We start from the raw sequence: 21,895 nt of genomic DNA, 5'->3' as shown, positions 1-21,895 counted from the left end.
GCCTTCAAGCCCCGTGCGTCAAAAAGGACAGACCCGATCATAGAAGGCCCGGTCGCCGGGGGCGGTTCCGCCCTCTTCCAGCCGATACCGGTGCTCCACCACCATCGCCTGCTGTTCGATGTTCAAACCGTCCCACACGCAGTCGGGCACAGGCGCATAGGCATAGGCGGCGGGTCCATCTCCGGCCCTCAGCTTGCCGAGCAGAAGATTCGTCCCGGCCTGGGCCTGCCACACATGCACCAGCTCGTGCACGAACGTCGCCCGCGTCGTCAGGGGGGACGTGCTCAGGTCGGCGCCCAGGCTCGCGCGCGGCCAGCAGATCCAGTCCAGGCCGAACCAGCGTCCGGGCACGAAGGCGCGCGGGAAGGGGCTTGCCAGGACCCGGATGCGGTCGACGTCCAGCGCCGGGCCGAAGACCCGCGCGCCCAGCGCCTTCTCGCCCTCAGTCAACCGGGTGAGAATAGGCCTGCGTCTCGGCGGTCGGGCCGGTCCATTCCCAGTGCCAGGGTTCGAAGACATAGGGCACGAATCCAAATCGGTGGGCGTTCTGGACCAGCCAGCGATAGGTCGGTCCGCGGCTCATGTACTGACGGCTGACCGGACTGGTCGAATCGACGCCCAGTCCCTCGACGTGACCGACGTAGAGATCGACGGCCGTGCCGGTTCGGTGAGGAGAGCACACGGCCCTGCGCTGGCCGTCGCAGTTGCCTTCCGCCGCACACCGCGCGGCGTCGGCCGCCGGGTCGCGCCAGCCTGAAAACACCTGCAGCAGTTCGGGATTCGCCGCGACCTCCGGCACCTCGCGGCGCGCCGCCGCACGCATGGCCCGATAGGCGTGCAGCACGTCGTATCTCAGCAGTCGGGTGAGCCGGTCCGCATGCTCCTCGTCCAGCTGGAGATAGCCCAGGTCGCGCTGCGATGCGGCTTCCGGACAGTCCTCGCCGCGAACGCGCGCCATGATGAACGGCCGGCGCTCCTGCCAGAGCCCGCGGAACACCTGGAAGGTCGGCCCGTCGAACTGACCGGTGATGGTCAGGTCGTGGCGCTCCTGAAAGCGCGCCAGGCCTTCGGCGAAGGCGGGCGTGCCGGGGCCGCAGGGCGTGCCGAGTTCGCGCTGGATCAGCGGCAGGTAGGTCTCCCAGCCGTATTCGACCGTCCCGAACGGCGACCATGTCATGCCCCACAGGGAGTTGCCGTTCGCCGCAGCCGAACCTCCCCACATGCCGGGCGTGGACGCCGCGCACACGTCGTCCTGCGCCCGCGCGGCGCCGGCCGTCGCCAGACTCGTGATGGCCGCCAGAAAGAGCAGGGTCCGCCTCATCGCTCCAGCAAAGCCCTGAACCTCTCCGCGCATCAAGTGCGCGCTCCCGTCGCGGGTCAAAGACTGGCAGAGTTTGGCGTCCCGAGTCGGAGCCGCTGATGGCCGCGCCCCCTTCTTCCCGCCGATCCAATGCCGTGCTGGCGGCGTTCTCGAGCGTCTGCCTGCCGCTGGCGGCCTTCGGCGTCGCCCTGCCCGTCGTCCTGCCGGACTACTACGCGCGGCACGTCGGACTGGACCTGGCGACGGTCGGCTACATCTTCATGGCGGTGCGCGCCATCGACATCGTGCTGGACCCCCTGATCGGCTCGGCCATGGATCGCACGCGCACGCGCTGGGGGCGCTATCGCCCGTGGATGGCCGCGTCGGCTCCGGTGCTGATGCTGGCCGCGCTGATGATCTTCGTCATGGTGCGGCCGGGCGCCGGACCGGCATATCTGTTCAGCTGGCTGCTGGTGCTCTACCTCGGCTTCTCCGTCGGGACGCTCAGCCAGCTGGGCTGGGCCTCCGTGCTCGCGCCCGAATATGACCAGCGCAGCCGCGTGTACGCGTGGTGGCAGGCGTTCAACATCGTCGGCGTCATCGCCATCCTGATCCTGCCCGCGGCCATCGTTCAGCTGGGGCTCGGGGACTACGTCGCCGGTGTCCACGTCATGGGCTGGGCCATCGTCGCCGCCCTGCCCCTGACCATCAGCCTGGCGCTCGCCGCGGTGCCCGAACCGGTCAATCCCGGCGATGCCCCGCACGGCGGCTGGCGCGTCTACGTCGACCTGCTGAAGCGCCCGACCGTGTCGCGCCTGTTGCTGGCCGACCTGCTGCTGGGCGTCGCGCCCGGCGTGACCGGAGCGCTGCTGTTCTTCTTCTTCGACGAGATCAAGGGCTACGGCCAGGCCGAGGCCTCGATCTTCATGCTGCTCTATTTCGTCGGCGGCCTTTGCGGCGCGCCGATCTGGGCGCGGCTGGCCACCCGCATCGGAAAGGACAAGGCCCTGATCGTCGCCAGCGCCATCTTCGCCTCGCTCTACGTCGTCGCGACCCTGCTGCCCGGCGGCAGCTTCGCCCTGACGGGCACGGCCATGTTCGTCGCCGGCCTGCCCTATGCCGCCGGCCTGTTCCTGTTGCGCGCCATGATGGCCGATGCGGGCGACGAGGTGCGGCTGGAGACGGGCGTGGATCGAACCGCCCTGATGTTCTCCATCCTGTCGGCCACGACCAAGCTGGGGCATGTTTTCGCCCTGATCCCCTTCACCGTCCTGGGGTGGATCGGCTTCCAGGCCGTGCCGGGCCCCGGAGGCAACAGCGAGACGTCGCTTCTGGCGCTGCAGATCATGTTCGTCACCGTCCCGGCGGTGCTGATCGCCGCCGCCGCTCTGGTGCTGAGGAACTACCCCCTGACGCCTGCCCGGCACGACGAAGTGCGTCGGGCGCTGGAAGCGCGCGGATGACGCCGATCGAGCGCCTGAAGTCGATCATGGTGCGCCTGCGGGATCCGGTCGGCGGCTGCCCGTGGGACGTGGAGCAGACCTTCGCCACCATCGCCCCCTACACGCTGGAAGAGGCGTATGAGGTCGCCGACGCCATCGACCGCGGCGACTTCGACGACCTGCGTTCCGAACTGGGCGACCTGCTGTTTCAGGTGATCTTTCACGCGCGAATGGCCGAAGAGGCGGGCCTTTTCGCCTTCGACGACGTGGCGACCGCCATCGCCGACAAGCTGGAACGCCGACACCCTCACGTTTTTGGCGACGAGACCGCCCGCCCTGACGGGGCGTCGCAGAAGCTGCGGTGGGAGGACATCAAGGCCGCCGAGCGTGCCGACAGGGCCCAGCATGGCGTGCTGGACGACGTGCCCGTCGGCCTGCCCGCCCTGCACCGCGCCGCCAAGCTGACCAAGCGCGCCGCCCGCGTCGGCTTCGACTGGCCCTCGACCGACGAGGTCTTCGCCAAGCTGGACGAGGAGGTCGCGGAACTGCGCGCCGAGATCGCCGCCGGCGACACGCACAAGACTGCCGAGGAAATGGGCGACCTGCTGTTCGTCGTCGCCAACCTGGCGCGCAAGCTGGGCGTGGAGCCGGAAGACGCCCTGCGCGCCGCGAACGCCAAGTTCGTCCGCCGTTTCCACTTCATCGAGGCGGCGCTCGCCCGCGACGGCCGCAGACCCGACCAGTCCGATCTGGCTGAGATGGACGCCCTGTGGGATGACGCGAAGCGGGCCGAGCGCGCGTGACCGCGGAAGCTCACGACCCCGGCGGCAAGGTGCGCCTGGCGCTGATGGAAGGCGTGAACGGCGACGCCGTGTTCAGCCCCGACGGCCGCCACCGCCCGCTCATGCGGCGCTGGCTGGGGGACGCCTTCCCCGACAGGTATCTGCTGTTCGTCGGCATGAACCCCTCCACCGCCGACGCCACGGTCAACGACCCCACCTGCGCACGCGAATGGACCTTCGCCCGCCGCGAGGGGTACGACGCCATGGTTAAGGCCAACGTCGGCGACTACCGCGCCACCGATCCGAAGATGCTGCTGGCGCCGGGCGTCGTCGTCTCCTCGCCCGACAACCTGCCGATCATACGCCCCGCCGCCGCGGGGGCGGAGAAAGTCATCCTTTGCCACGGCAAGCTGAACCGCGCCCTCGCCCCCGCCGGCCGCTTGCTGGTCGAGGCGCTCAGGAACGACGGCGTCGACCTCTGGTGTTTCGGCACGAACGCCGACGGCAGCCCCAGGCATCCGCTTTACCTGCGAGGAGATACGCCGCTGGTCCGGTGGACGCCCCCTCAGGCCTAGCCGAACTGCCGCTCCCATCGGCCGAGCGCCGCGGGGTGCAGCCGCACGGTCAGACGCGTGCGCCCGTCCGCATCCGTTTCGCGCCCGGTCACCCGGCCGTTCTCGTACAGCCAGGCCAGCGCCTCGCCCTGCGAGGGTTCCAGCGTCAGCTCCATCTCGGGCTCGTCGTCGATCCGGTCGGCGATCGCGCGGCGCAAGGTTTCGATCCCCTCGCCGGTCCAGGCCGAAACCGGCACCGCCCCGTCTGGCCCCGCCCGCGTGGATTGACCTTGGGCCAGTTCGCGCGCCTCGGGCGTCAGCAGGTCGATCTTGTTCCAGACCTCCAGCACGCGCCGCGCCTTGCCCTCGACCGGCGGGATTTGCTTCAGCACCGCCTCGACGTCCCGGGCCTGTGCCTCAGTGTCCTCCGACGCGATGTCCCGCACGTGCAGGATCAGGTCAGCCTCGCCCACCTCTTCCAGCGTCGCGCGGAAGCTGTCGACCAGTTCGTGCGGCAGGTCGGAGATGAAGCCCACGGTGTCGGCGATGATCGCGGGCCGCCCCTGCGGCAGCTTCAGGGTCCGCTGCGTCGTATCCAGGGTCGCGAACAGCAGGTCCTTGGCCAGCACCTCCGACCCCGTCAGACGGTTGAACAGCGTCGACTTGCCGGCGTTGGTGTAGCCGACCAGGGCCACGGTCGGATGCGGCGCCTTGGCCCGTTGCTTCCGCTGAAGGCCGCGCGTGCGCCGCACCTCCTCCAGCTCGCCCTTCAGCTTGACGATGCGGTCGGCGATCAGGCGCCGGTCGATCTCGATCTGGGTCTCGCCGGGGCCGCCGGTCGAGCCCGTGCCGCCGCGCTGCCGCTCCAGGTGGGTCCAGGTCCGCACCAGCCGCGATCGCTCGTACTCCAGCCGCGCCAGTTCGACCTGCAGCTTGCCCTCGCGCGTCCGGGCGCGCCGGCCGAAGATCTCCAGGATCAGGCCTGTCCGGTCGATGACCTTGGCGTCCCAGGCCTTTTCCAGATTGCGCTGCTGCACCGGACTGAGCTGGTCGTCGACGACCACGGCCTCGGCCTCCGCCGCCCGCACCAGCGCCGCCAGCTCCTCGACCTTGCCCGAACCGAACAGTGTGGCGGGCACGGGCTTGCGCACGCGCACGATTTCCTCGGCGCGCACGTCGAGATCCAGCGCGCGCGCCAGACCGACGGCCTCTTCCAGGCGTTCGGCCGCCGCCCGGTCGGCGCCCTCGCGCCGGTCGGGATGCACGACGACCGCCCGGATCAGCGGGACGGTGTGATCGACGAGTTTGGACAATCAGTCTTCTTCGGCGTCGGGCTCGTACAGCTGCACGGGCGCGGACGGCATGATGGTCGAGATGGCGTGCTTGTAGACCAGCTGGGACTGGCCGTCCCGGCGCAGCAGCACGCAGAAGTTGTCGAACCAGGTGACGATGCCCTGCAGCTTGACCCCGTTGACCAGGAAGATGGTCAGCGGCGTCTTGGTCTTGCGGACCGCGTTCAGGAAGGTGTCCTGCAGGTTCTGGCGTTTGTCTTGCGACATGGCGGGTTGGCCCCTGTTCTTGTTGTTTCCGTCCGGGCGGGCGGCGCGGGCACCCTAGCGGGCGACGGCGCGCAGGGGCAACGCCTAGATGGCCTCGTCGCGCGCCCGTTCAAGATAGAGCTTGCGCAGGCGCTTCGTGATCTCGCCGGGTTTGCCGTCGCCGATCTTCGCCCCGTCGACGGAGGTTACCGGCATCACCCAGGCGCTGGCGGCGGTGTAGAAGGCCTCCCTCGCCGTCTTCGCCTCCTCGACCGTGAAGGCGCGCTCGTCGAACGTGATCCCGGTCTCGCGCACCAGATCCAGCAGCGCAGCGCGCGTGCAGCCCCGCAATATGTTGGCCTGAACGTCGCGCGTCCGCAGCACGCCGTGCTCGTCGACGATCCAGGCGTTGGTCGAGCCGCCTTCCGTCACCAGACCCATCTCGTCGACCATCCACGCCTCGGCCGCGCCCGCCTCCCGCGCCGCCTGCTTGGCCAGCACGTTGGGCAGCAGGCCCACCGTCTTGATGTCGCATCGCCCCCATCGGATGTCGGGCTGGGTCACCACGGCGACGCCCTTCCTCGCCGCGGCCTCGGCCTTTCGCAGGTCCATGGGCCGGGCGGTCACCACCACGCTGGGCACCGTGTCCTCGCCCGGGAACACGTGGTCACGCCGGGCCGTGCCCCGCGTCACCTGGATGTAGACCAGACCGTCGCGCACCCGGTTGCGCCGTACCGTCTCGCGCAGCACCTGGGTCAGGGCGTCGCGCGTCATCGGACTGCGGATCCTCAGTTCCGTCAGATTGCGGTGCAGCCGCGTCATGTGAGCGTCGAAGTCGGCCAGCCGGCCGTCGAACACGGACCAGACCTCATAGACGCCGTCGGCGAACTGATAGCCCCGATCCTCGACGTGAACCACGGCGTCACGGTGCGGGCGATAGACGCCGTTGACGTAGGCGACGCGCGACATCAGGCCTCGTCTCCCGCCGCGTCGTCGGCATCGTCGTCGCCTCCTCGCGAAGGCGAGACGCCCAACGACTTCAGCTTCCGGTGCAGGGCCGACCGTTCCATGCCGATGAAGCCCGCCGTGCGGCTGATGTTCCCGCCGAAACGCATGATCTGCGCCGCCAGATACTCGCGCTCGAAAACCTCGCGCGCCTCGCGCAGCGGCAGGGCGATGATCTTGTCCGCGCCCAGTCCGCCGCCGCCCGACGACGTCGACGTTTCCTGGGGCAGCATGTCGGCGGTGATCGGGTCGCCCGCCTCGCCGGACGCCAGGATCAGCAGCCGTTCGACGTTGTTGCGCAGCTGGCGCACGTTGCCTGGCCAGGGGTGAACCTGCATCACGGCGACCGCGTCGTCGGCGATCCGCCGACGCGTCAGTCCCTGGGCCGCGCAGATCGAGTCGACGAAGTGTTCGACCAGCTCGGCGATGTCCTCGCGACGCTCGGACAGCGGCGGGACCCGCACCGGCACGACGTTCAGGCGGTGGAACAGGTCCTCGCGGAAGCGCCCCTGCTCGATCTCGCCCTTCAGATCCCGGCTGCTGGACGAGACGACCCGGACGTCGACCTGCACGTCCTGTTCGCCGCCCACGCGCCGGAAACGCTGCTCGACCAGCACCCGCAGGATCCGGCTCTGGCTCTCGCGCGGCATGTCCGCCACCTCGTCCAGATACAGGGTGCCCCCGTGGGCGCGCTCAAACACCCCGACCTTGTGCGGGCGACCCTGCTCGCCCTCCTCCCCGAACAGCTCGACGTCCAGCCGTTCGGGCGTCATGCCCGCGGCCGAGATGGCGACGAACTCACAGCGGGCGCGCGGGCTGGCGTCATGGATCTGGCGCGCCACCAGTTCCTTGCCCGAGCCCGGGGGGCCGGAAATCAGCACCCGGCTGTTGGCGGGCGCCACCTTGGCGATGGTGGCCCGCAGGGTCTGCGCCGCCGCTGACTTCCCGATCAGGCCGGGCGGGGCCATGACCTGCGTGCGCAGGCGCCGGTTCTCGCGCTTCAGGGCCGCCGCCTCCAGCGCCCGCTGGATGACGACCACAAGTCGATCCGACTTGAACGGCTTCTCGATGAAGTCGTAGGCGCCGCGCTTCAGCGCGCTGACCGCCGTCTCGATGTTGCCGTGACCGGAGATCATGACGACCGGCAGGTCCTCGTCGACGCCCTTTATGACGTCCAGCAGTTCCAGCCCGTCCAGACCGCCGCCCTGCATCCAGATGTCCAGCAGGGCCAGCGAGGGCCGCCGCGCGCGGATGGCCGCGATCGCCTCGTCGGAGTTGGAGGCCACGCGAACGGCATGCCCTTCGTCCTCCAGCAGTCCGGACACCAGCTCCCGGATGTCGGCCTCGTCGTCCACGACCAGAATGTCAGCGCCTGTGGGTCGCATGTCGCCTCGCTAGTTCGCCGTCGCGTGTGCGGAATTGGGGGTCCGGGTCACGCCCGGCTTCAGGGGGAAAACAAGAGTCATGCGCGCCCCACGCAGGGTCTCGGCGTCGCCGAGCTTCAGCTCACCGCCATGGTCCTCGCAGATGCGCCGCACGATCGCCAGGCCCAGCCCCGTGCCCTTCTCGCGCGTGGTCACATAGGGCTCGGTCAGGCGGTCGCGGTCCTTTTCGGGCAGGCCGATCCCGTCGTCCTCGACGACGAAGCAGGCCTGATGATCCTCGATCGTCAGACGGGCGACGATGGCCGTCGCGCCGGCGTCGGCCCCTCCCTCGACGGCACGACGGGCCAGGACGGACTCGCCGGCGTTCTTCAGGATGTTCGTCAGCGCCTGCCCGACCATGCGGCCGTCCCAGTGCGCCACGACCTTCGCCGGCGGCTTCGGCATGTCCACCGCCACCTCGGGCTGAGCGACGCGCTGGGCGAAGACGGCCTCCCGCAGCAGCTCCGCAGGGTTCTCGGCCGTGAAGCGGGGCGTCGGCATGCGCGCGAAGGACGAGAACTCGTCGACCATGCGCCCGATGTCGCCGACCTGCCGGATGATCGTCTCCGTGCAGCGATCGAAGGTCTCCACGTCGTCCTCGACCCGGCTGCGATAGCGGCGACGCAGCCGCTCGGCCGACAACTGGATGGGCGTCAGGGGATTCTTGATCTCGTGCGCGATGCGCCGCGCCACGTCGCGCCAGGCCGCGTTGCGCTGGGCCGTGACCAGGCGGGTGATGTCGTCGAAGGTCAGCACCATCTCGCCGCCCAGACCGCCCTCGATGCGCACGCGCAGGCGGCGCGTCTCGCCCTCCCGGGTCACGTCGACGTCTTCCTCGATGTGCGCCTCGCCCCGCTTCAACAGGTCGCTCAGCTCCGGAGAGACTTCGGCCAGCGTCATGCCGATCAGTTCGGTTTCGGAGATGCCCAGCAGGATCACCGCGCTGTCGTTCACCGCCGAGATCCGTCCCTTCCGATCGAGGCCGATCACGCCCGCCGACACGCCCGACAGAACCGTCTCGATGAACCGGCTGCGGCCGACCGCTTCTTCACTGGCGGCCAGAAGGGCCGTCTGTTGCGCTTGAAGATCGCCCGTCATCCGGTTGAACGCGTTCGACAAGGCGGCCAGATCGTCGACGTCCGACGGCGCGTCCACGCGGGCCGACAGATCGCCGGCCGCCACTTGGTCGGCCGCCGATATCAGCCTTCCGATCGGCGCCGATATGGCGCTGGCCGCCGCCATGCCCAGGCCGACCGCGCCGACCAGAACGAGAAGCGCCGTTTCCAGGTAGCTGAGGGCGAAGGCCCATTGCAGCCGCTCGCGGCTTTGCTCGGCCTGCCGGTAGCCGAAGATGGCCTCGTCGGCGGTGCGAAGGTCGGCGATCAGCCCGGCGCGCAGCGGCCGCACCAGGTAAAGGTAGGCGTCGCCATAGCCGTCCAGCCGGGTCAGCGACCGGACCGCGTCGGGACCTTCGGTCAGCGCCTGCGGGGGCGGCCCGCCCTCGGCAGCCGCCTCGAGTTCCGATGCGGCCGGCGCGACGTATCGCGGCGCGCCCGGCGCCTCGCCGCGGGCCAGCACGCGCCCCTCGCCGTCCAGCACGTAGGCGGCCGGATATCCGAACAGCCCCGCGATCTGGGTCAGCGCCTCGCTGAACTGGATGCGCGAGTCGAACAGCGGGCGCGCGTCCTGGAGCTGATCCGCGATCGTCGCCAGATCGGCGTCCATGGCCGCGCTGACGTCCTCGACATAGGCCCGGCCGATGCCGGCGCCGTTGTTCACTGCATCGGAGACGTTCTGGCTGAACCACTGGTCGACGCCGCGGCTGACCAGGGCGCCGAAGACCAGCGCGATGACGACCGCGGGCGCCACCGCCACCAGCGAGAACAGGGTCACGAACCGCAGGTGCAGTCGCGCCCCCGCCCGCGACCGGTCCCTGACCAGCGCCAGCACCTGGCGGGCCACGACCGCCGCCAAGGCCGCGATGATCAGAAGATTGAGCAGCAGCGCGGCCAGCACGATCTGACTGGTGAAGTCGCGGTCCGCCTCGACGCCCGGCGCCGACGGCGCTGTGGCCACGACCCAGATGGCGCCCCCGACGATCAGAAAGGCGACGACATAGGCGAGCCCAAAGAGCGGGCGGCCGCCAAGACCGGACAGAAAGGGAGCCGCGGCCTCGCGCGCCCGGGGCGCGGGGCTCTGAACGTCGGGCAGGATCGACGGCGAACTCATGCGGAACGCCAGTGTTCCCGACCTGTTGCGCGAAATCAACAGATCAGTTGCCGAACGGCGTCACTTCACGCGCCAAAGGATGGCGAGTTCCGCCTCAACCGCATCGGGGCTTTCCAGCCGGCAGAGCCGCGCCTTGGCTTCACGACGTTCCAGCGCGTCGACGGGCCACGGCGCCTGCTCGACGTACCAACCGAGGTGCTTGCGGAACATGCGCAGGCCGAGGCCCGCGCCGTAGAACTCCAGCACCGCGCGGAAATGCTCCACCACCAGAGCGTGGCGGCGGGCCGCATCCGGCTCCGCGGCCGGCGGGCGTCCGTCCAGAGCGGTCTGGATGTCCGCGGCCAGCCAGGGACGTCCGTAGACGCCCCGCCCCAGCATCACCGCGTCGGCTCCGGATCGGTCCAGCGCCTGCATGGCGTCGGTCGCCGACTTCACGTCGCCGTTCACCACGACGGGCACGTCGACGGCCGCCTTCACCTCCGCCACGGCGTCCCAGTCCGCCGTGCCGGTGTAGAACTGGCAGCGCGTGCGTCCGTGCACCGTGATCGCCCTGACGCCCACGTCGCGGGCCCGCGCGGCGATGGCGGGCGCGTTCCGGTCGCGGTCGTCCCACCCGAGGCGCATCTTCACGGTCACCGGCCGCGACGTCGCCTTCACGACGGAGTCGATGATGCGCACCGCCAGCTCCGGCTGCCGCATGAGCGCGGATCCCGCGGCGGCGCCGGTCACCTCCTTGGCGGGACATCCGAAGTTCAGGTCGATCAGGTCCGCCCCCGCCTGTTCGGCCATGCGGGCGCCCTCTCCCATGCTGACCGGGTCGCGGCCCACCAGCTGGATCACCGTCAGCGGCAGCCCCTCGCCCACCGCGGCGCGGCGCACGACGTCGGGCCTGCCCCGCGCCAGTTCTGAGGAGGCCACCATCTCGGTCGCCACATACGGCGCGCCCAGCCGGCTGGCCAGACGACGGAACGGCAGGTCGGTGATGCCGGTCATGGGCGCCATCAGCACCCGACCGGGCACCGTCACGTCGCCGATCTGAAGGGTCTGGCCGGTCACGGGGGCGCTCATACGAGCTTCCGCGCCCCCTCGCCAGCCGGCGCGGGCCTGACTAGAAGCGGCGCATGACCTTTTCCGCCGTCGTCGTCGCCGCCGGGTCCGGAAGCCGCGCGGGCGGCGCCAAGCAATGGCGCCTGCTGGGCGGCGTTCCGGTCGTGCGCCGCTCCGTGAAGGCGCTGCTCGACGCCGGCGCGCATCCGGTCGTCGTGTGCATCCCGCAAGGCGCCGACGCGGAGGCGGAACGCGCCCTCGCCGGCCTCGAAGGCTGGATCGCCGTCACCGGCGGCGCCGACCGGGCCGCCTCGGTCCGCGCGGGGCTGGCCGCCCTCCCCGCCGCGCCGGAGGACCGACCGATACTTGTGCACGACGCGGCGCGCCCTCTGCTTGGCGCCACGGTGATCGACGCCCTGCTGGCGGCGCTGGAAGCCGCCGACGCCGCCGCGCCCGTTCTGCCCGTGCCGGACAGCCTGGGTCGGGACGACGCCGGCCGCGTCGGGGAGACTGTGGTTCGCGACGGTCTCCTGCGGATCCAGACCCCGCAGGCCGCACGCTTGGGCCCGCTCGTCGCGGCGCTCGACGCCTGGACGGGCCCGGTCGCCCCGACCGACGAGACCGAAGCCCTGCGCAGCGCGGGCCTCACGGTCATCCACGTGCCCGGCGACGCCCGCCTGATGAAGCTGACCCATCCCGAGGATTTCGCCATGGCCGAAGCTCTGCTCGCCTCGACGGAGCGTCGCGTCACGCGCGTCGGCCATGGCTATGACGTGCATCGTTGGGGCCCGGGCGGCGCGGTGTGGCTTTGCGGCGTCGAGATCCCTCACGACAGGTCCCTGGTCGGTCATTCCGACGCCGACGCGGGACTGCACGCCCTGACGGACGCCATCCTCGGAGCCTTGGCCGACGGCGACATCGGCGACCACTTTCCGCCGTCCGATCCCCGCTGGAAAGGGGCGGCCTCCGACGCCTTCCTCGCCCACGCCCGCGATCTGGCCCGGGCGCGCGGCGGCCGCATCGTCCATGCCGACGTGACCCTGATCTGCGAACGTCCCAAGGTGAAGCCGCACCGACAGGCGATGCGGGAACGCATCGCCGCCGTGCTGGACCTGCCCCTGCACGCGGTCAGCGTGAAGGCGACCACGACCGAGGGGCTCGGCTTCACCGGCCGCGACGAAGGGCTGGCGGCGATGGCCACCGCCACCCTCGACCTGCCGGAGTGACCTAGAAGGTCGCGCGCACCAGCGAGCCGAACAGGTTGACGTAGTCGTCCGTCCACGGGCGGACATCGGTCGGCGCCAGCACGCGCCAGCGCGGGTCGGCGGCGAAGTCGGCCATGCCCGCCTCGGTCGGCGACAGGATCATCGCCTCCGTCGACGCTTCGGCCATGTCGGGCGCCTCGCGGTTCTCGACGTAGATCTGATGCCGCTCGGGTGCGCCCAGCGCGCGCGCCGCGGCCAGCGCCGGCAGGGTGATGTCCAGATTGCGGTTCGACAGGTGCAGCAGCACCACCCCGTCCGGCTTCAGCAGCTTCAGATAGCCGGCGATCGCCTCCTGCGTCAGCAGGTGGGTGGGCACGGCGTCCGAGGAAAAGGCGTCGATGATCAGCAGGTCGTAAGACCCTGCCGGCTCGTCGGCCAGCGTCAGGCGTGCGTCGCCCAGCACCGTCCGCACAGGTCCTTGCGCGCAGCCGCTGATGTACGTGAACCACTGGGGATCGCGCGACAGGCGGTCGACCATGGGGTCGATCTCGAAGAAGGTCAGCGTGTCCCCGGCCCGCTTGTAGGCGGCCATGGCGCCCGAGCCCTGCCCCACCACGCCGATGTTCACCGACGGTCCGCGGTTCTGAACCATCACCGCGGCCTGCCCGATCGGCGTCGTCGGCGCGTAGTAGGTCATCGGCGAACAGGCGTACCGGGGATCCCGTGCCTGGGCTCCGTGCAGCGTCGTGCCGTGCATCAGCGCATGGACGTCGCCGCCCAGCCGCTCGTCCGGCTGGTTGGCCACCTGCATGACGCCGAAGAAACTGCGCTCGGTGTAGGCCGAATCCGCCCCCTTGTTGATCCACTGCGCGGACAGCGTCATCGCCGTCAGCAGGGCGACGTAGGCCGGCGCGCGGTCCCGGATCAGGAAGGCGCAGACGGCCGCGGCCCCCAGCAGCAGGACGGTGATCTGGCGGAAGATGGCCGGCGACTGGAACAGCGGCCACAGCATCTCGTTGGCGTGAACCACCATGTGGATCACCGGCGGCAGGGCTGCGATGACGACGCCGGCCAGCAGGAAGTAGGCGTCGCGATAGTCCAGCTTCCAGCCGCGCCCCCAAGGACGCGCGAAGCCGACGAGCACCAGCATCAGCGGGTATTCCCAGACGTCGTTGAAGATGACCGGCGCCAGCAGGGCCGTGAACGCCCCGCCCACGACGCCGCCGAGGGACATCAGAAGGTAGAATTCCGTCAGTCGGTCAGGCGCGGGGCGACGGGCCGCCAGCAACTGGTGGCACATCAGCGTCGTGAAGAAGAAGGCCAGGATGCTGATGCCGAACAGCACCAGCCATTCGTCGCTCCGGAACGCGGCGAGCGTCACCGCCACCGCGCCGATCGCGGCCTGGACGACCAGGGTGATCGGCAGCGGGATCCACGGCTTCGACTGGAAGGCGATGACGAAGGTCAGAAGGTACAGGGCCAGCGGAATGACCCAGAGGAACGGCGCCGACGCCACGTCCGTCGACAGGTGCGCGGTCACGCCCAGCATCAGGCTGGACGGCGCTGCGGCGAGACCGATCAGGATCAGCCGGTCCTTCCAGCCCAGCGGGGCGCTGCGCTCCAGCGGCGCCGGCTCCGCCGCCGCGACCTGCCGACGCCAGACCGTGAGGGCGAGCACGACGACGAGGGCGATGAAGACCGCGTACCCGCCCGTCCATCCCCACCGCTGCCCCGACAGGGTGGCCAGAGGTTCGATCAGAACGGGATAGCTCAGCAGCGCCAGAAAGCTGCCGAGGTTGGAGGCGGCGTACAGAACGTACGGGTTCTTCCCGTCCGCATGGCCAGCGCGGACGCGGGCGTACCACGCCTGCAGCAGCGGCGCCGTCGCGGACAGCACCGCGAACGGCGCGCCGATAGACAGGGTCAGCGTGCCCAGCAGCCACAGGATCGGCGCGGCCGGGTCCGGATCGCCCAGCACCCCGCTGACCCCCAGCGGCAGGAACAGCGCGGCCAGCAGCAGCAGCGCCAGGTGCATGATCACCTGCGTTCGCAGCGACGCGATCCGCTGCAGCAGGTGGGCGTAGCCGTAGCCGGCGAGCAGCGCGGCCTGAAAGAACACCATCGCCGTGTTCCACACCTGCGGCGAGCCGCCCAGCATCGGCAGGACCAGCTTCGTCACCATCGGCTGGACCACGAAGACCAGCGAGGCGGAGGTGAAGATGGCGAGGGCGAACAGGGCGGGCGTCAGGCGGTCGCCCGTGGGGGCGGCTCCGGCGGGAACGTCGGCTGCGCTCATGAAGGCTCCGGTGGAAATCAGGCGCGCCGTCGACACGCGGCCCCAGTCGGGCGCAGGTTAAGACGACTCGGCCACGCTCTGGAAAGCCCCATGTTCGACCGCGACGTCATGACCCGCGCCGACGCCGTCCTCAGGGCGGTCCGGGCGCGCGGCCTGACCCTGACCACGGCCGAGAGCTGCACCGGCGGACTGGTGGCCGCCGCCCTGACCGCCGTCGCCGGCTCGTCCGACGTGGTCGACCGCGGCTTCGTCACCTATTCGAACGCGGCCAAGAGCGAGATGCTGGGCGTGCCGGCCGCCCTGATCGCAACGCATGGCGCCGTGTCCCGCGAGGTGGCCCGGGCGATGGTTTCGGGCGCGGCGGCGACGGGAGCGCCGCTTTCGGTGGCCGTCACCGGCGTCGCGGGGCCGGGCGGCGGGTCTGCGGACAAACCCGTGGGTCTCGTCTGGTTCGCGGCGCACGGACCCGCGGGACGGATCGATCTCGAGCGCCGGTTCGGCGATCTGGGGCGCGACGGGGTCCGCCACGCCGCGCTGCTTCAGGCCCTCGATCTGCTGCTCGATCGGGCGACGACGTGATCCCGGTCATCGTCGACGCGCGCGGTCATCGGTGCCCGGTTCCGTCCCTGCGCCTTCGCAAGGCGCTGGAGACGGCCCCGGCCGGCGTCGTCGTGGTGCTGCTGGCGGACGACCCCATGGCGCGCATCGACGTCCCGCACCTTCTCGGCTCCGGACCGCACCGGCTCGCGGCGGTGGAAGAGGCGGACGGCGCCCTGCGCTTCAGCGTCGAGACCGGCGGGCCGCAAGACTGACGACCTCGGCGGACGTCGTGCCATCGTCATCGTCGAATACGGGCGCGCCACGCGCCCGGTCGGCGATCTCCATCTCGGTCGCGAAAGCCCCGCCGTAGAAGATGGCGTTGACGTTCCAAGACAGCCAGATCAGCAGCACCACGATGGCGCCGACCGAGCCATAAGTGGCGCCCAGCGGCGCGATCTGCTCGACGTAGATGGCGCACAGCCAGGAACTGACCATCGACAGCACTGTGGCGATCAGGCCGCCGATGATCGACGGCCCCCAAGCCACGCGCGTCCGGTGGCTCATGGCGTAGCGATAGAGCAGCGACAGGCCGAGCCCGAGTCCGAGCGCCGGCAGCAAGCCGTCGAACGGCAGCCCGCCGCCCGTCGACGCCGCTCCGCCCGCGGCGGCATGCGACATCAGGCGGAAGGTCACGACAGAACCCGACACCACGGTGAAGAGGGCGAAGGCGAACAGGGCGACGAAGAAGGCCAGCAGGTTGAACTTCAGGAACCCGTGCGGCTCCTGTTCGTCGTGGATCAACTGAAGACCGGCCAGCAAGGCCTTGAATCCCCTGTGCGCGGCGTAGGCGCCGACGACCAGGGCGAAAGCCGACTGGGCCGAGACGGTCCGTGCGGACGCGGAGGCCAGACGCTCGATCTCCGTCAGGAAGATCGTGCGCGCCGCCGTCGGCAGAAGGTCGGCGAGCGCGGCCGCCTGGGCGCTGACCTCGCCGATCGACAGGCCCACCTTGTAGACCCCGATCAGGATCGCGATGGCCGGGAAGACCGCCAGCAGGGCGAAGAAGGAGACGCCCCCCGTGTAGAGCATGACGTCGCGGCCCCAGCTGCGCGCGAACGCTCGCCCGGACAGCCTCAGCCACCACATCGGCGTCCTGCCGTCGTCGTTTCGCAAATCGTCGGTTCCCGCGCCCCAGAGGACGCGGAACGTAACGCATTATTTCCGTCACGAAAGGCCTGATGCGCGCTCGCCGTTCGGGCGAATGCGGCGTTGCGGCGCGCGTGCGGCCGCGTCTATGGTCCGGCCGCTTCTGGGGCTCGGGAAAGTTGGGTGGCGTGAAGGCGGAACCGCGCATTCTGGTTCTGGCGGCCGAGGATTCGGTCGTCGGCCCGCTTTGCCACGGGCTGGACGCCATCGGGTGGCGGACCGTCACCGCGCGGGGCCTCGGCGGCGCCCTGTCCGCGCTGGGGGATCTGCCCGTGGAAGCCCTCGTCGTGGACGCCCGCCTAGCCGACGCGCCCCGGTGGACCGAGGCCCTGAAATCCGCGGCGCTTCCCCGTGCCCTTCCGGCGCTGGCCGTCGCCGCTTCCGGTCTGGCTCCGGGCGATCGCGCCAGTTTCGACCTGGCGATGTCCGGAGCGGGCCACCCCGCCCAGGTCCGTCTTCGGCTGGAAAGCCTGATGCGGGGCGCCGTCGCCGAGGAGGAGATCGCCCTTCGGGCGGCGACGTTCGGCGCGCGCGGCGTTCACCTTCAGCCGGACGCGCCCGACGCTTCGCCGCTGCGCGTGCTGGCGGCGGGGCCGCCGGACCGTCGCGTGCTGGCGCTCAGCAACGCCCTGGAGGCCGCAGGCTGCGAGGTCGTCGCGGCGCCGACGCCCTACACCGCCTTCGACTACCTTCACGAGCGCGCCTTCGACGCGGCCGTGCTGTGGAGCGGGCCCGACCGCGCCCCTGCCCAGTCCATCGCCGCGGGCATGCGCCGCAACACCCGCCTGCAGCAGATCCCCGTCGTGCTCTACCTGTCCGGCGAGGACCCGGTCGACCTGACCGACCTCTACGGACGGGGATTCGCCGACGTGGCGGAGGCCACAGTGCCGGAGGCCGAGACGGCGGACCGGATCGTGTCGCTGGCCCGCACCTATCGCGAGCATCAGGCCGTCCGTCGCGCGCTTGAGGCGGCCCGGGCCTCGGGTCTGACCGATCCCGCCACCGGCCTGTTCACCGACGATCTCTTCGCCGCCCATCTGGGCCGTGTCGTCGAGGCGGCGTCGACGCGGCGACGGCCCATCTCCGTCAGCATCCTGCGGGTTTCCCAGAACCAGGAACTGCGTCTTGCGCGGGAAGGCGGCTGGCTCAACCGCGCCCTCCCCCAGATCGGCGCGATGATCTCGCGCCTGATCCGCGTGGAGGACACCGCCGCGCGGCTGTCGCCCGAAGTGTTCGCCCTCGCCCTGCCCGCCACCGACGCCGTCGAGGCGCGGCTGGTCGCCGACCGCATCGCCGCCGTCGTCGGCTGCACCGCCTTCGACGCCGGCCCGGGCGCGCGGCCCTTCACCGTCGCCTTCGACGTCGGCGTCGCCCAGCACGACGGCGTGGAGCGGCCGGCGGCCTTGCTGGAGCGCGCCGCGCGAAGCTCGGCCCCCGCCTCCGCCTGACCGGCGACGGACTCAGGTGGCCGCCTTGGCCACCCTCGCAAGATCGGCGGTCACCCGCTCGGCCGCCTTCAACCGCTCGTCGGCGTCGGGCCAGTCGCCCTTGACCACCACCTTCTGATCCGGCCTCAGCTTCCAGCTGGCGTGGTTCTTCTGGATCAGGCCGACCAGCCCGGCCGGGTTCGGGAAGCGGTTGTCGCGCAGCGTCAGGACCGCGCCCTTCGGTCCCACGTCGATCCGCTCGATGCACGCTTCGCGGCAGTTCGCCTTGATGCCGACGATCCGCAGCAACTGCTTCGCCTCGTCCGGCAGGGGGCCGAACCGGTCGATCAGTTCCGCCGCGATCGCTTCACGATCCTCGCCCTTCTCCGCGTCCGACAGGCGCCGGTACAGGCTCAGACGCACGTTGAGGTCCGGCACGTACTCCTCTGGAATCAGGACGGCCGCGCCGGTGTTGATGGTCGGCGACCAGCCGCGGTCCTGCACCTCCCCACCGGCTTCTCTCAGGCTGGCGACGGCGTCTTCCAGCATTTGTTGATACAGCTCGACCCCGACCTCGCGGATGTGCCCGGACTGCTCGTCGCCCAGCAGATTTCCGCCGCCCCGCTGGTCCAGATCGTGGCTGGCCAGATTGAACCCGGCGCCGAGGTTGTCCAGCGACTGCAGCACCTGCAGCCGCCGCTCGGCCGACAGGCTCAGGGGCTTGTTCGGGTCCGTGGTCAGATAGGCGAAGGCCCGCGCCTTGGCACGTCCGATGCGGCCGCGGATCTGGTGCAGCTGCGCGAGTCCGAACATGTCGGCGCGGTGCACGATCAGGGTGTTCGCGGTCGGAATGTCGATGCCGCTCTCGACGATCGTAGTCGACACCAGAACGTCGTAACGCCCGTCGTAGAAGGCGCTCATCACGTCTTCCAGCTGGGTCGGGCTCATCTGGCCGTGACCGACGGTGAAGGTCACTTCCGGCACCTGCTCGCGCAGGAACCGCTCGACGTTTTCGAGGTCCTTGAGCCGCGGCACGACGTAGAAGGCCTGCCCGCCACGGTATTTCTCGCGCAGCAGGGCCTCGCGGATCAGCACCGGGTCCTGCGGCGTCACATACGTCCGCACCGCCAGACGATCGACGGGCGGCGTGGCGATGATGGACATCTCGCGCAGGCCCGACAGCGCCATCTGCAGAGTCCGCGGGATCGGCGTGGCGGTCAGCGTCAGCAGATGCACGTCCGCCCGCAGCTCCTTCAGCTTCTCCTTGTGCTTGACGCCGAAGTGCTGCTCCTCGTCGACGATGACCAGGCCCAGGTTCTTGAATCCGACCTGGGCGCTCAGCACCGCGTGCGTGCCGACGACGATCTCGACCGAGCCGTCCTTCAGGCCCGCCCGCGTCTCCGCGGCCTCCTTCGCCGTGACCATGCGCGACAGGTGGCGCACCTTCACCGGCCAGCCCGCGAAGCGCTCGCTGAAGGTCTTGAAATGCTGCCGTGCCAGCAGCGTCGTCGGGCACACCACGGCCACCTGCATTCCCGACAGCGCCACGACGAAGGCGGCCCGCAGCGCCACCTCGGTCTTGCCGAAGCCCACGTCGCCGCAGACCAGACGATCCATCGGCATTCCCTTGCCGAGATCCTCGAGGACGTCGCCGATGGCGTTCAGCTGGTCGTCCGTCTCCTCGTAGGGGAACCGGGCGCAGAACTCGTCGAACAGGCCCTGCGGCGGCGTCACGGCGTCGGAGGTCCGCAGCGCGCGCTTGGCCGCCAGGGCGATCAGCCCTTCCGCCATCTCGCGCAGGCGGGCCTTGGCCTTCGCCTTCCGCGCCTGCCAGCCCGCGCCGCCCAGCCGGTCCAGCTGCACGCCGTCGGCGTCCGAGCCGTACCTCGTCAGCAGGTCGATGTTCTCGACCGGCAGGTAGAGCTTGCTCTCGCCCGCGTACAGCAGCTCCAGGCAGTCGTGCGGCGCCTCCTGGATTTCCAGCGTCCGCAGGCCTTCATAGCGGCCGATGCCGTGGTCGAGGTGGACCACCAGATCGCCGGCGGTCAGGGCCGACGCCTCGGCCAGGAAGTTGGCCGCGCGACGCTTGCGCCGCGGGCGGGCCAGCCGGTCGCCAAGGATGTCCGTCTCGCTGATGACCGCGAAGCCGGGCGCCACGAAGCCGTGGTCGATCGGGACCACTGCGCGAAGGATCATGTCCTTCGACGCCCTGCCCACGTCGGCCCAGTCGCGGACGGCGACGACCGGCTGCACGCCATGGTCGCCCAGCATGGCGGCCAGACGCTCCGAGCTGCCTTCGGTCCAGCTGGCGAAGATCACCTTGCGACCTTCGCCGCGCAGGGCCTTCACATGCTCCGCGACGGCTTCGAACAGGTTGACGCTGTCCTGCGCGCGCTCGGCCGCGAACGTCCGACCCAGCCGTCCTCCGGCGTCGATCCCGGCGCCGTCGAACGGCGACAGGCGCCGCACCTTCCGGCCGGCCAGGGCGGCGTTCCAGTCCACCTCCGGCAGGTACAGCCTTTCCGGCGGCAGCACTCTCCAGGCCCCCGAGGACTTCGACGGGCCGTCCTTCGACGCCTTGCGCGCGTCGAAGGCGTCGGCGATCAGCGACCAGCGCTCCGCGCGCGCGGCCTCGACCTGCGGGTCCAGAAACACCGGCGCGCCTTCAGGCAGGTGGTCGAACAGCGTGTCCAGCCGCTCGTGCAGCAGCGGCAGCCAGTGTTCCAGCCCCTGCCGCCGCGCGCCCTCGCTGACGGCGGCGTACATCATGTCGTCGCCCGCCGCGCCGAACAGGTTCAGCCAGCCGGTCCGGAACCGCGAGATGCTTTCCGGCGTCAACAAGGCTTCGGACACCGGCGCCAGCGTGAGGCTCTCCCGCTTGCCCGTCGATCGCTGCGTCTCCGGGTCGAAGGTGCGGATCTGCTCCAGCTCCGACCCGAACAGGTCCAGCCGGACCGGTTCCTCGAACCCGGGAGGAAACACGTCCACGACCCCACCGCGCACGGCGAACTCGCCCCGTTCCGACACCGTCGAGGCGCGGACGTAGCCGTTGGCCGCGAAGTGGCGCTCCAGCTCGGCCAGATCGACCTCGTCGCCGACGCTCGCCTCGAACGCCGCGTCCTGGGTCAGGCTCTTCGCCGGAACGCGCTGCGTCGCCGCCGAGACGGTGCTCACCACCAGCAACGGCGTCCTGTCCTTCGGGTCGCGTCGCCCCAGGCGGCTCAGGGCCGCCATGCGCTCCGCCGACACCCCGGCCGTCGGGCTCAACCGGTCGTAGGGCAGAACATCCCACGCCGGGAACGTCAGCGTCTCGATCTCCGGCGCGAAGAAGGCGAAGGCCTGCGCGAACTGCGTCGCCCGCGACAGATCGCGCGCCACGAACAGGGCGATCCCGCCCTCGTCCTTCAGCGCGTCGGCGACCACGAGGGCGTCCAGTCCCTCCGGCGCGCCGCCGATCTCCGCCTCTCCGGCCTTGGGGCGCGATCCGTCCATCAGCCGGCCCCCTCCGCGACCGCCGCCGCGACATGGCGGCGCATGAAGGCGCGTATGCGCGTCATCACCGGCGTCTCATGCGCGTCGGGCGTGTCCGCCGATCCGATGATCCAGGCGTAGATGCGGTGGTCGTCGTCGACGTCCAGCAAGGCTTCCAAAGCCGTCAGGTCCGCCTCCGACAGGTCCGCTCCCTCCCGCTCCACGAACGGTCCCAGCACCAGATCGGCCTCACGGAAGCCCCGACGCCAGGCGCGGAACGTCAGCCGACGCAGCCGCTCCGACGGTTCGGATTCTGAACGCACGACGTGTTCGGTCACAAGAATTCTTGCCCGGTCCCAAGAGATGATCTGAAGCGCCCAGATAGACGCCCCGACCCGATTTCGCCACCCGGGAGGCGGCCCTATGCTG

At 70.5% G+C, this 21,895-nt stretch carries 19 protein-coding genes; 7 read left to right on the top strand and 12 right to left on the bottom strand.

Annotation, left to right across the window (positions count from 1 at the left end):
- Positions 1-18 precede the first annotated feature (18 nt).
- Both VGR32_RS09680 and VGR32_RS09675 read right to left on the bottom strand, forming a co-directional pair.
- The gene (locus VGR32_RS09680) at positions 19-450 is read right to left on the bottom strand and encodes a hypothetical protein (RefSeq protein WP_327450095.1); all 432 of its coding nucleotides are present in this window, start codon (positions 448-450) and stop codon (positions 19-21) included.
- Positions 443-1,321, bottom strand: coding sequence for a D-alanyl-D-alanine carboxypeptidase family protein (locus VGR32_RS09675; protein ID WP_327450094.1), 879 nt, complete (start codon positions 1,319-1,321; stop codon positions 443-445). The genes VGR32_RS09680 and VGR32_RS09675 overlap by 8 nt, the downstream gene beginning before the upstream one ends.
- A gap of 98 nt (positions 1,322-1,419) precedes the next feature.
- Between VGR32_RS09675 and VGR32_RS09670 the strand changes: the two genes are divergently transcribed.
- Genes VGR32_RS09670 through VGR32_RS09660 form a run of 3 tightly spaced genes read left to right on the top strand, consistent with a single transcriptional unit; the run spans position 1,420 to position 4,099 of the window.
- A complete protein-coding gene (locus tag VGR32_RS09670; RefSeq protein WP_327450093.1) occupies positions 1,420-2,763 on the top strand; it encodes an MFS transporter in 1,344 nt (447 codons plus the stop codon).
- Positions 2,760-3,545, top strand: a complete 786-nt coding sequence (mazG, locus tag VGR32_RS09665) for a nucleoside triphosphate pyrophosphohydrolase (protein ID WP_327450091.1) — start codon at positions 2,760-2,762, stop codon at positions 3,543-3,545. Before VGR32_RS09670 ends, mazG begins: the two co-directional genes overlap by 4 nt.
- A complete protein-coding gene (locus tag VGR32_RS09660) occupies positions 3,542-4,099 on the top strand; it encodes a DUF1643 domain-containing protein (RefSeq protein WP_327450087.1) in 558 nt (185 codons plus the stop codon). Before mazG ends, VGR32_RS09660 begins: the two co-directional genes overlap by 4 nt.
- Here VGR32_RS09660 and hflX read toward each other — a convergent pair.
- The 6 genes from hflX to dusB all read right to left on the bottom strand — a co-directional run bounded on the left by hflX (position 4,096) and on the right by dusB (position 11,342).
- On the bottom strand, positions 4,096-5,391 hold the full coding sequence (gene hflX / locus VGR32_RS09655) for a GTPase HflX (protein ID WP_327450084.1): 1,296 nt from the start codon (positions 5,389-5,391) through the stop codon (positions 4,096-4,098). The two genes, VGR32_RS09660 and hflX, sit on opposite strands and share 4 nt — an antisense overlap.
- Positions 5,392-5,637, bottom strand: coding sequence for an RNA chaperone Hfq (gene hfq, locus VGR32_RS09650; RefSeq protein WP_125257087.1), 246 nt, complete (start codon positions 5,635-5,637; stop codon positions 5,392-5,394).
- 84 nt (positions 5,638-5,721) lie between these two features.
- Entirely contained in the window at positions 5,722-6,585 is an 864-nt protein-coding gene (locus tag VGR32_RS09645) for a D-amino-acid transaminase (protein ID WP_327450082.1), read from the bottom strand.
- Complete coding sequence (locus VGR32_RS09640) at positions 6,585-8,006, bottom strand: sigma-54 dependent transcriptional regulator (RefSeq protein WP_327450080.1); 1,422 nt, start codon at positions 8,004-8,006, stop codon at positions 6,585-6,587. The genes VGR32_RS09645 and VGR32_RS09640 overlap by 1 nt, the downstream gene beginning before the upstream one ends.
- Before the next feature lie 9 nt (positions 8,007-8,015).
- Positions 8,016-10,274 carry a sensor histidine kinase gene (locus tag VGR32_RS09635; protein ID WP_327450078.1) on the bottom strand — a complete coding sequence of 753 codons (2,259 nt, stop codon included), beginning with the start codon at positions 10,272-10,274 and terminating at the stop codon, positions 8,016-8,018.
- Positions 10,275-10,334: 60 nt separating this feature from the next.
- The gene (gene dusB / locus VGR32_RS09630) at positions 10,335-11,342 is read right to left on the bottom strand and encodes a tRNA dihydrouridine synthase DusB (protein ID WP_327450076.1); all 1,008 of its coding nucleotides are present in this window, start codon (positions 11,340-11,342) and stop codon (positions 10,335-10,337) included.
- 53 nt (positions 11,343-11,395) lie between these two features.
- On the opposite strand from dusB, the gene VGR32_RS09625 reads away from it, so the two are divergent.
- On the top strand, positions 11,396-12,547 hold the full coding sequence (locus tag VGR32_RS09625; RefSeq protein WP_327450074.1) for a bifunctional 2-C-methyl-D-erythritol 4-phosphate cytidylyltransferase/2-C-methyl-D-erythritol 2,4-cyclodiphosphate synthase: 1,152 nt from the start codon (positions 11,396-11,398) through the stop codon (positions 12,545-12,547).
- A gap of 1 nt (position 12,548) precedes the next feature.
- On the opposite strand, the gene VGR32_RS09620 is transcribed toward VGR32_RS09625, so the two are convergent.
- On the bottom strand, positions 12,549-14,822 hold the full coding sequence (locus tag VGR32_RS09620; protein ID WP_327450072.1) for a fused MFS/spermidine synthase: 2,274 nt from the start codon (positions 14,820-14,822) through the stop codon (positions 12,549-12,551).
- Between the two features lie 90 nt (positions 14,823-14,912).
- On the opposite strand from VGR32_RS09620, the gene VGR32_RS09615 reads away from it, so the two are divergent.
- Together VGR32_RS09615 and VGR32_RS09610 are read left to right on the top strand one after the other, a co-directional pair.
- Positions 14,913-15,401: a CinA family protein gene (locus VGR32_RS09615; RefSeq protein WP_327450070.1), complete on the top strand. Its 489-nt coding sequence runs from the start codon at positions 14,913-14,915 to the stop codon at positions 15,399-15,401.
- Positions 15,398-15,634 carry a sulfurtransferase TusA family protein gene (locus VGR32_RS09610; protein WP_414642907.1) on the top strand — a complete coding sequence of 79 codons (237 nt, stop codon included), beginning with the start codon at positions 15,398-15,400 and terminating at the stop codon, positions 15,632-15,634. The genes VGR32_RS09615 and VGR32_RS09610 overlap by 4 nt, the downstream gene beginning before the upstream one ends.
- On the opposite strand, the gene VGR32_RS09605 is transcribed toward VGR32_RS09610, so the two are convergent.
- Entirely contained in the window at positions 15,603-16,535 is a 933-nt protein-coding gene (locus VGR32_RS09605; protein WP_327450068.1) for a YihY/virulence factor BrkB family protein, read from the bottom strand. The two genes, VGR32_RS09610 and VGR32_RS09605, sit on opposite strands and share 32 nt — an antisense overlap.
- Positions 16,536-16,696: 161 nt before the next feature.
- On the opposite strand from VGR32_RS09605, the gene VGR32_RS09600 reads away from it, so the two are divergent.
- The gene (locus VGR32_RS09600; RefSeq protein ID WP_327450066.1) at positions 16,697-18,016 is read left to right on the top strand and encodes a GGDEF domain-containing protein; all 1,320 of its coding nucleotides are present in this window, start codon (positions 16,697-16,699) and stop codon (positions 18,014-18,016) included.
- A 12-nt stretch (positions 18,017-18,028) separates the two neighbouring features.
- Here the strand turns inward: VGR32_RS09600 and mfd are convergent, their stop codons facing one another.
- A complete protein-coding gene (gene mfd / locus VGR32_RS09595) occupies positions 18,029-21,487 on the bottom strand; it encodes a transcription-repair coupling factor (RefSeq protein ID WP_327450064.1) in 3,459 nt (1,152 codons plus the stop codon).
- The gene (locus tag VGR32_RS09590; protein WP_327450062.1) at positions 21,487-21,789 is read right to left on the bottom strand and encodes a succinate dehydrogenase assembly factor 2; all 303 of its coding nucleotides are present in this window, start codon (positions 21,787-21,789) and stop codon (positions 21,487-21,489) included. The genes mfd and VGR32_RS09590 overlap by 1 nt, the downstream gene beginning before the upstream one ends.
- Between the last annotated feature and the right edge of the window lie 106 nt (positions 21,790-21,895).

It is taken from the genome of Brevundimonas sp. (assembly GCF_035935935.1).
In the GTDB taxonomy this organism is placed as follows: Bacteria; Pseudomonadota; Alphaproteobacteria; order Caulobacterales; family Caulobacteraceae; genus Brevundimonas.
Note: the sequence above shows the minus strand (reverse complement) of the source record. Positions and strands in the feature narration are given on the sequence as shown.